Genomic DNA, 9,734 nt, shown 5'->3' with positions numbered 1-9,734 from the left:
TCGCAAATAAGATTATCAATTCACGTGAAATAAATTCCATAGACATAAGAAAATGATTTTCCTTAATTGCTAATAATTTTCCCAATCAAATTTTTATGATTATTTTATAGATTAATTTTTGTTTTTGTAAACTCATTTTAAAGTTGTTTCTTAAATGTCTCTTTTATTAATTCAGTGAGTTATTAATGGATAGAAAATGGAGCTACCTCTACATGAGTATAATTAACGTATTTCTATATAATATTGGTTAATGTGAAGCCATTAACAGATCATTTTATACTCTCTATATTTCAGGTTGTTTCTTTGTTGATTACTTTGCTGGTTGCATTGAATTCTGAAAACAGCAGGGGATATGATCTGAAGTTTCGACGATCATTGATAAAAATGCGGTTAGCACCATGATTTAACCTTCCGTAACTATTATACTGAGCGGATTTTTACTTAGACATGACTCACAAAGGATCAGACGATGGACGAGAAATTAAAACAAAGTGCCCTTGATTTTCATGAATTTCCGCAGCCGGGGAAAATCACGGTTACTCCGACTAAACCGTTGACGACACAACGTGATTTAGCTTTGGCATATTCACCGGGTGTTGCTGCTCCTTGTCTTGAAATAGCAGAAGATCCACTGATGGCATATAAATATACTGCCCGTGGTAATCTGGTGGCAGTTATCTCCAATGGTAGTGCTGTATTGGGGCTGGGAAATATCGGGGCACTGGCTGGCAAACCCGTAATGGAAGGAAAGGGAGTTCTATTCAAAAAATTCTCTGGCATTGATGTTTTTGATATTGAAATAGATGAGTCTAATCCGGATAAATTAATTGACATCATTGCGGCATTGGAGCCGACTTTTGGTGGTATCAACCTCGAGGATATCAAAGCTCCAGAGTGCTTCTATATTGAACAGAAACTTCGCGAGCGGATGAAAATTCCTGTATTCCATGACGACCAGCATGGTACGGCAATTATCTGTACTGCCGCAGTACTTAACGGGCTGCGAGTCGTTAATAAAGATATCAGCAAAGTACGGATGGTAGTATCTGGTGCGGGGGCTGCATCTATTGCCTGTATGAACCTGTTGGTGGCTTTAGGCCTGAAACGTGAAAATATTGTAGTTTGTGACTCGAAAGGCGTTATCTATCGTGGTCGCGAAGAGAATATGGAAAAAACGAAAGCCGATTACGCAATTGAAGATAATGGCAGCCGCACACTGGCCGATGTCATTCCTGATTCTGATATTTTCCTCGGATGTTCCGGCCCCGGAGTACTGACGCCAGAGATGGTGAAAACAATGGCGAAGGATCCGCTGATTATGGCACTGGCGAACCCAGAGCCGGAAATCCTGCCACCACTGGCAAAAGCTGTGCGCCCTGACGCAATTATTTGTACAGGTCGTTCTGATTTCCCTAATCAGGTCAATAACGTGCTCTGTTTCCCATTCATCTTCCGTGGTGCGCTGGATGTAGGTGCAACGACTATTAATGAAGAGATGAAACTGGCTTGTGTACACGCAATTGCTGATCTGGCGCTGGCAGAACAAAGTCAGGAAGTGGCCTCTGCCTATGGTGATCAGGATTTGTTCTTCGGCCCGGAATACATTATACCGAAGCCATTTGATCCACGTCTGATTGTGAAAATTGCACCTGCTGTAGCAAAAGCAGCGATGGATTCAGGCGTAGCAACCCGTCCCATTACCGATTTCGGCGCCTATATCGAAAAACTGAATGAGTTTGTCTACAAAACTAACTTATTCATGAAGCCTATTTTCTCTCAGGCGAAAAAAGAGAAAAAACGTATTGTACTGGCAGAAGGTGAGGATATCCGGGTACTCCACGCGACTCAGGAATTAGTTTCCCTCGGGTTGGCGTATCCTGTTCTGATTGGTCGCCCAAGCGTTATTGAAATGCGTATCAAGAAGCAGGGGCTTCATATTGAAGCAGGTAAAGACTTCGAAGTCGTTAATAACGAAAACGATCCACGTTTCAAAGAATACTGGCAGGAATATTACCAACTGATGAAGCGCCGTGGTGTTTCTCAGGATCAGGCACGCCGGACGGTTATTGGTAACCCGACTCTAATCGGTGCCATCATGGTTCATCGTGGAGAAGCTGATGGCCTGATTTGTGGTACGGTCGGTAGTTATGCTGAGCATTACCAGATTATCAAAGACGTCTTTGGTTTCCGTCAGGGTGTGCACACAGCAGGTGCAATGAATGCCTTGTTGCTGCCGATGGGTAATACATTTATTGCTGATACTTATGTTAACGAAGACCCGACGCCAGAAGAGCTGGCTGAAATTACACTGATGGCAGCAGAAACTGTGCGCCGCTTCGGTATTGAACCAAAAGTTGCTCTGTTGTCCCGTTCAAGTTTTGGTTCTTCTGACTGTGAATCTGCTCAAAAGATGCGTAAGACACTGGAGCTGGTACAACAAATGGCACCATCACTGGAAATTGATGGTGAAATGCATGGTGATGCTGCGCTGGTGGAAAGCATTCGTCGTGACATTATGCCGGACAGCCCGTTGAAAGGTTCAGCTAACCTGCTGATTATGCCTAATATGGAAGCTGCTCGTATCAGTTATAACTTACTGCGTGTCACTGGTTCAGATGGTGTTACTGTTGGTCCGGTGCTGATGGGGGTTTCTAAGCCTGTCCATGTACTGACACCAATCGCTTCTGTTCGCCGTATTGTTAACATGGTGGCACTGGCTGCGGTCGAAGCACAGACTAATCCGCTGTAATTGATTGGTATTATAATTCATTGGTATCAATATCCCGGTTTCATTAATTAGCCGGGATAAACAGACAATACCTCGTCAGGCTCTTGTTTAGCGGGGTATTTTTATTTGTAAATAATTATCATTATCTATAATATGCAGGGAATTTTTAACTGGATAATGAATACCAATGAAAACATCTATCTGTATAAAAACAACTTTTTTAGCATGTGCCTTCCTGCTTGGTGGTTGTGCGACAACATCAACAACGACACAAAGTAACTCTCAGGCAGTAAAACAAACGCTTTCCGGTGAATTAACCCAATCAGGTGTATTGCTTGACATGAGAACAGGCAAAGCCATCACTTCTGATGAATTACTTAATCAACTGGTAACTTATCCAAGAATTATTGTCGGCGAAAAACACGATAACCCTTATCACCATCAAATTGAATTATGGCTGATTCAGCAGCTGGAGAAAAAACGGCCTCATGGTTCTGTATTGCTGGAAATGATTAATCCGGATCAACAAGAAAGAGTCAATAAAGTGAAAAGCTGGTTGCAGGATGATCCGATAGTCAGGGATGAGCGCATTAAACAGCTGTTGGCATGGCAAGAAGGCTGGCCTTGGGAACAATATGGAAAACTGGTTGTGGAACTGGTGAAAGCACCTTATCCCTTGTTAGCCGCTAACCTGAATCGTAGTGAAATCGATCGGGCGTATAAAAGTTATAAAGCTGGAGACAAAACTTCCTTAGTCTCTGAAGATGTCAAAAAGCGTATTGATGAAACCATCAAAAATTCCCATGGTGGCAATATAGATGAATTACATCTTGCTGCAATGAGCAAAATTCAGCAACTTCGTGATCAGAGAATGGCAGAACAATTGATGAAAGCGCCATCACCTGCAATGCTGTTTGCCGGAGGATATCATGCGGTAAAAGCAATGGGCGTACCTCAGCATGTGAAAAAAGTAGCATCTGATGAACAGGTTGTTGTGCTGGTTATTGCTGAAAAAGGCGTTGTTTTGAATAAAGAATACGCTGATTTTGTCTGGTTTACACCCAAAGTGGCTGCCAAAGTAACTAAGTAGGTGTATCTATCACAAGGATGTGATGCTCATAATAAATAAAAATAGTTTTCATTTATATATCCAATTGATTATCATTCCCTTAATTTATCTTTGACATAATGTGCTATAAGAAATGTTGACGTATACAACGTATCAAACCACTCACGTTGGTCACGTGACAAAATCCTTTCTCGCCGCTATCACACTGCACGTCCTGTTGGTCGGTTGGTTGATTTATAAACCGAAGGATCTTGATATTGAGGAATTTTTACCTCCACCTGCAGTTATGATGGAAGTATCACTACAGACGGAAGCAATACACAAGGTCGAAAAACAGCCGATTGGTATTGAACAGCAGTTATCTGTTACCAGCGAACAACAGGAAAGTAAGATTGATGCTGTCAATATGCCGAAACTGGATGTAAATGAAGAAGCCATGCTCCTGGTTGATAAAACGAAGAAAAAGAAACCAAAAGAACAGGATGCACCTAAAAAGGCTCAACCGGTTAAGCGCGTGCAGGCAAAAGAGCAGGAAAGTGAAAAATCACAAAGTACAGCAGCACCGACAACCAGTACGGCTACGGCGGATAACATTACTTCCCGCACAGCAGCTTCTTATGAAAGTAATTCAGATGCTGCCGCTGATGCTAAAGCTGTCTGGCAGGCGGAAGTAAGCGGTCATTTAAACCGCTATAAAAAATACCCGGGAGATGCTCAGCGGAGAAAACGTACAGGGCGTCCAACGGTGAAATTTACCGTCAATCAATTTGGTAATGTGATTGACAGTGAATTGGTAAGACGCTCTGGAACGAACTCACTTGACAGGGAAGCAAGACTTGTACTGGAAAGGGCACAGCCATTACCCATTCCACCTGATTCTATTTTAACCAATGGCAGTGTTACGGTTGAATTACCGGTTGATTTCACTTTATATCAATAACAATTGATTTTAAAAACAATAAAAGAACAGGACGAATGGCATGTCACAGTATAAAACGGTGTTTTCACCAAAAGCCAAGAAAGCCGTGCTCAGTTTTTTGTTGGGTAGTAGTTTGCTGAGTAATAGCGTCACGGCTATCGCGATGGAGGAAAAAATGATACCACCTATGGCTAAAAAGCAGCCTCATGAAATAACGATTCATGGTGATACCCGTGTTGACGATTATTATTGGTTACGTGATGACCAGCGTCAGAATAAAGAAGTTATTGATTATCTGGCCGCTGAAAATAACTATACCAAAGAGATGCTGAAATCTGGTCAGGAGCTACGGGAAACACTGTATAACGAAATGGTTGGCCGTATGAATAAGGAAGACCAGTCGGTACCTTATACCTACAATGGTTATATTTATCGCACCATTTATGAATCAGGCAAAGATTTCCCTATCTATCAGCGTAAGCCAGTTGATAATTCAACTGACTGGCAGGTCATGGTTGATGGTAACGAACGAGCGAAAGGCCATAAGTTTTATCAAATCGGTGGGTTTGCTATTACCCGGGACAATAAACGCATTGCTATCGCTGAAGATACTCAGGGCCGCCGTAACTTCCAAATCTCTTTTAAAAATTTTGGTGACAGTGAGTGGCAAAATGACGTTATAGAGAATACTTCCGGTAATATTTTGTGGGCCAATGATGGAGAAACTCTGTTTTATGTCCGCAGAGATCCACAAACCCTGCTGCCTTACCAGCTATTTCGTCACCAATATGGCACGGATACCCAACAGGATAAAAAGATCTATCAGGAAGACGATGATCGCTTCTATCTGTCAATTTCGAAAAGTACCTCGCTTGACTACATTCTGGTTTCGATCACCAGCTATTCAACCTCAGAATATCGGTTGATAGATGCAAATAATCCGCAACAGGAACCACAAATGTTCTCTGCCCGTCAGGCTGGGCGTGAATATTATATCGACCATTTCCGTGGGCAATTTTATATCCGTTCCAATTATGAACACCCATTGTTTGGTCTATATCAGACAGATGCCATTAATAAGCCATGGAAAACAGTAATTGCACCACAGGATAATACTGATCTGGAAGATTTTAGCCTGTTTAACAAGTGGCTGGTGGTACAGGAGAGAACTAAAGGATTGTCCTCAATCCGTCAGATTGACTGGAAAACCCAGCAAGAAAAACAGGTTAAATTCGATGACCCGGCTTATATGGCATCCTTGAGCTATAATCCTGAGCCAGAAACGGATTTGCTGCGTTATAGTTATTCATCCCTGACCACACCAAGTTCAGTATTCCAGTGGAATATGCAAACCGGCGAACGCGAATTGCTAAAACAGCAGGAAGTGAAAGGGTTCAATAAAGAAAACTATGAAAGCCAGCGTATTTGGATCAAAGCACGGGATGGGGTAGAAGTACCGGTTTCTTTGGTTTATAGCAAGTCCCTGTTCAAAAAAGGTCAGAACCCGATTTTGATTTACGGTTATGGTGCCTATGGTATCAGCATGGACCCTTATTTTAGTTCTGCACTTTTAAGCCTGTTGGATCGTGGTTTTGTCTATGCATTGGTTCATGTTCGTGGTGGTGGCGACTTAGGCCGTAATTGGTATCTTCAGGGCAAGCTCGAAAATAAAATGAACAGCTTCCATGATTTTATTGATACTACTAAAGCATTAATTGCTGAAGGTTATGGCGATAGTAAACGAGTTTATGCCGAAGGTGGCAGTGCGGGCGGTTTACTGATGGGAGCAGTGGTTAATCAGGCACCCGAGCTATACCGTGGTGTGATCGCTAAAGTTCCTTTTGTTGATGCAGTGACGACAATGCTTGATCCGTCTATTCCTTTAACTACAGGGGAATATGATGAGTGGGGGAATCCGGATGATAAGGAAGTTTATTTCCGTATGAAATCTTACAGCCCTTACGACAATATTCAGCCTCAGCGTTACCCTCATTTATTAGTGACAACCGGTTTACATGACTCTCAGGTACAATACTGGGAGCCAGCGAAATGGGTAGCGAAATTAAGGGAAATGAAAAAAGGGGATAGTTTACTGTTATTAGAAACCAATATGGATACAGGACACGGTGGAAAGCCGGGACGTTTCAATCGTATAAACGATATAGCTTTCGATTATAGTTTTCTGTTGATGTTGGATGATGCTAAAACATATTTTCCACACTTAAAAGATTAATAAAAATATATTAATAATTATGGATGCTGATAATTCGTTATCAGTATCCAGGGTTTTTACACCCTAAAAACAATAAAACTATCGCAAAATTAGCGAAGCAATGTGAGCTTTAATAAATATTTTTAATTTAGGATGATATTAATGAAAATCATGGCAAGAATAGCCGGAGCCAGTGCAGTATTTATCGGGCTTCAGGGAATCGCTTACGCTGAAAACACAGATGACAATAAAAACCAGAAAGTCATGCGATTCAGTCCATTAAAAGTTTCCGGTTCTCAGGATAATAAAAACAGGCCGCAAATTGAAGCCATGGAAAAACCCGGTGCTTATAGTTCTGTGGGGGAAGATAATAAACTGGAATCTATGGACAGCGTATTACGTAGTTTGCCGGGGACTTATACCCAGATGGATGTCAGTCAGGGGACTATAGCTGTGAATATCCGTGGAATGAGCGGATTTGGCCGCGTTAATATGATGGTAGATGGAGTGAGCCAGAGCTTTTATGGTATTGCTCCTAATGAGAATGCACATGGACAGCAGCCTTATAATCAGTTTGGTGTCTTGATTGACCCCAATTTTATTATCCGAACAGATATTGATCGTGGACAGGCAAGCGATGGAGATTCAGTTAATGCTCTGGTGGGAAGTGCTAACTTCCGAACCATTGATATTGATGATGTTATTTTCGAAGGCAATAATATTGGGATACGGACTAAGTCAACCTATGGTACCAATGGTGTAGGTAAAAATGGTATGGTTGCTATTGCGGGAAAAACGCAGGCATTAAGCCCAGAAGGTTCGATTGGTGCTATGTTTGCTGTTAGTGGTCATAGTATTGATGCTCACTATAAAAATGGTATGGGGATCAGTAGCGAAGAATTCGGTACGGAAAAAACATTTAAACAGAAACCCAATTCACAATTGATAAAATTTAGTGTTAAACCAAATGATTTTCATGAGTTAGAGTTATCTGGGCGTTTTTATCATAATAAATTTACCAAACGTCATTTGGATAGTTCAGATTATTATTTGAAATATCACTACACACCATTTAGTGAGTTAATTGATACTAAAATTTTACTGAGTACAGGAAGTAGTGAGCAAAATGTGCAATTCGGAGCTATACCTGGTTTAGGTGGAAGTGAATCGCATAATAAATCTGGTGCTATTAATATCAAAAACACTAGCCGATTTAACTACGGTGATATTGATTTTGCACTTACTCTCGGTAGTAAGTTAATGCGCAATGAATATATAAAAAAAACAGGTGTTGATCTAGGTGATGAGTACCAAAGAACAGAAGACGATAATATATTTTCTCCAAGTGGGAAACAAAATATTACTAGCATTTATAGTCGGTTTAAGATAGAGCATGGTATTTATACTGCGGATTTAGGATTAAACTACTTGGATTCTAGTCTAAAAGGAATAAAACAAGCCTGTGATGAACCTTTAAAATGTTTTCCACAGGGAAAAGCATTATTAAATATCAAATCACGTGGATTTAATCCTAGTGTTCTATTGTCTGCAGAAGTAACTCCTATATTCCAACCGTTTATAAACTATACGCATTCAATGCGTACACCAAATACACAGGAAGTTTTCTACTCTAATGAAGCAGGAGCTTCTGTAAATCCATTTTTAAAAGGTGAAAAAGCAGACACTTATCAAATAGGTTTTAATAGTTATCAACCAGACTTATTGATACAAGGAGATGTGTTTAGACTGAAAGCTAATTATTTCCATACTAGAATAAAAAATTATATTCGTAGCGAAGCTTTTACTTTATGTGCAACGGGAAATATATGTTTAGATGATGGTTCATTAGAATCAAAAGATTACCATGAAAGAAATTATCGTATACATATTTATACTAATAGTGCTCAACCGATTAATATGAGTGGTTATGAATTGTCAGCAAACTATGATGCAGGTATATTCTACAGCTCATTAGCTTATAGTCAGCAAAAAACGCAACAACCTACATCCATTTCAACCTCCGAGTTTGGTGCAAGTCCTGCATCACAATTACCGGAACGTTATATGACATTGGATACAGGTATTCGTTTATTGGAAGAGACACTTCGTATTGGTACAATAGTAAAATATACAGGTAAATCTTATCATCAAGATCCTGATATGGAACTGGATCCAGAAAATGGAAATCAAATGAAGATGATTAAAGATGATAAAATGCCAACCATAGTAGACTTATATACAGACTATGAAATAAATAAAAATATCAAAGTGAAGGTTTCTGTACAGAATTTAATGAATGAAAATTATTCTGATGCATTAAATCGTATGGGATCTGCACCACATATGACACAAGAGGGAGCGATTACTCAAACCGCCCGTGGCAGAACCTACGTAATGGGTGCTGAAATTCGTTTCTGATAGAATATAATTGTTTTAAAATAGCGGTAGAAAACTGCCGCTATTTTATAACATTCTGTAAGATAAAAATAAATTCCCATAGTCCAATCCTATCAATACTATATTCAATTTGTTCTTAATAGTACTTCTGACGTTCAAAAATACTATCAATGGCTGCCACTATAGATGATATAAAAATTCGTATTGTTAATGATAGATTGTAAGAAATTATTCCCATCTCATTCAATGCGCTAATGATGTTTTTAATTAATGTGGATAATCCACTAAAGATATTTTCTAAACTATTCCAGAAATCATCATTGGGAAATGAATTTATTTTTGTATTTGTTTTTTTGTTCATAATATATTCCTTATCTGATTCAATTGATTTTTAACTAAGTATTATATG

At 39.9% G+C, this 9,734-nt stretch carries 6 protein-coding genes; 5 read left to right on the top strand and 1 reads right to left on the bottom strand.

The window, feature by feature from the left end:
- Positions 1–469 precede the first annotated feature (469 nt).
- The 5 genes from maeB to AACX38_RS02800 all read left to right on the top strand — a co-directional run bounded on the left by maeB (position 470) and on the right by AACX38_RS02800 (position 9,346).
- Positions 470–2,749, top strand: coding sequence for an NADP-dependent oxaloacetate-decarboxylating malate dehydrogenase (gene maeB, locus AACX38_RS02820; protein WP_228865668.1), 2,280 nt, complete (start codon positions 470–472; stop codon positions 2,747–2,749).
- Positions 2,750–2,915: 166 nt separating this feature from the next.
- Positions 2,916–3,818 (top strand): ChaN family lipoprotein, encoded by a 903-nt coding sequence (locus AACX38_RS02815; protein ID WP_228865667.1) that lies wholly within the window; start codon positions 2,916–2,918, stop codon positions 3,816–3,818.
- Between the two features lie 112 nt (positions 3,819–3,930).
- Entirely contained in the window at positions 3,931–4,737 is an 807-nt protein-coding gene (locus AACX38_RS02810; RefSeq protein ID WP_228865666.1) for an energy transducer TonB family protein, read from the top strand.
- 40 nt (positions 4,738–4,777) lie between these two features.
- Complete coding sequence (locus AACX38_RS02805) at positions 4,778–6,949, top strand: S9 family peptidase (RefSeq protein WP_370630650.1); 2,172 nt, start codon at positions 4,778–4,780, stop codon at positions 6,947–6,949.
- Positions 6,950–7,090: 141 nt separating this feature from the next.
- On the top strand, positions 7,091–9,346 hold the full coding sequence (locus AACX38_RS02800; protein ID WP_228865665.1) for a TonB-dependent receptor domain-containing protein: 2,256 nt from the start codon (positions 7,091–7,093) through the stop codon (positions 9,344–9,346).
- A gap of 115 nt (positions 9,347–9,461) precedes the next feature.
- Here the strand turns inward: AACX38_RS02800 and AACX38_RS02795 are convergent, their stop codons facing one another.
- Complete coding sequence (locus AACX38_RS02795; protein ID WP_228865664.1) at positions 9,462–9,686, bottom strand: hypothetical protein; 225 nt, start codon at positions 9,684–9,686, stop codon at positions 9,462–9,464.
- Positions 9,687–9,734: the final 48 nt, after the last annotated feature.

It is taken from the genome of Xenorhabdus sp. PB30.3 (assembly GCF_963895965.1).
GTDB classification, from domain to species: Bacteria; Pseudomonadota; Gammaproteobacteria; order Enterobacterales; family Enterobacteriaceae; genus Xenorhabdus; species Xenorhabdus stockiae.
The sequence above is the reverse complement of the archived record's forward strand: the minus strand, read 5'-3'. Positions and strand labels throughout refer to the sequence as shown.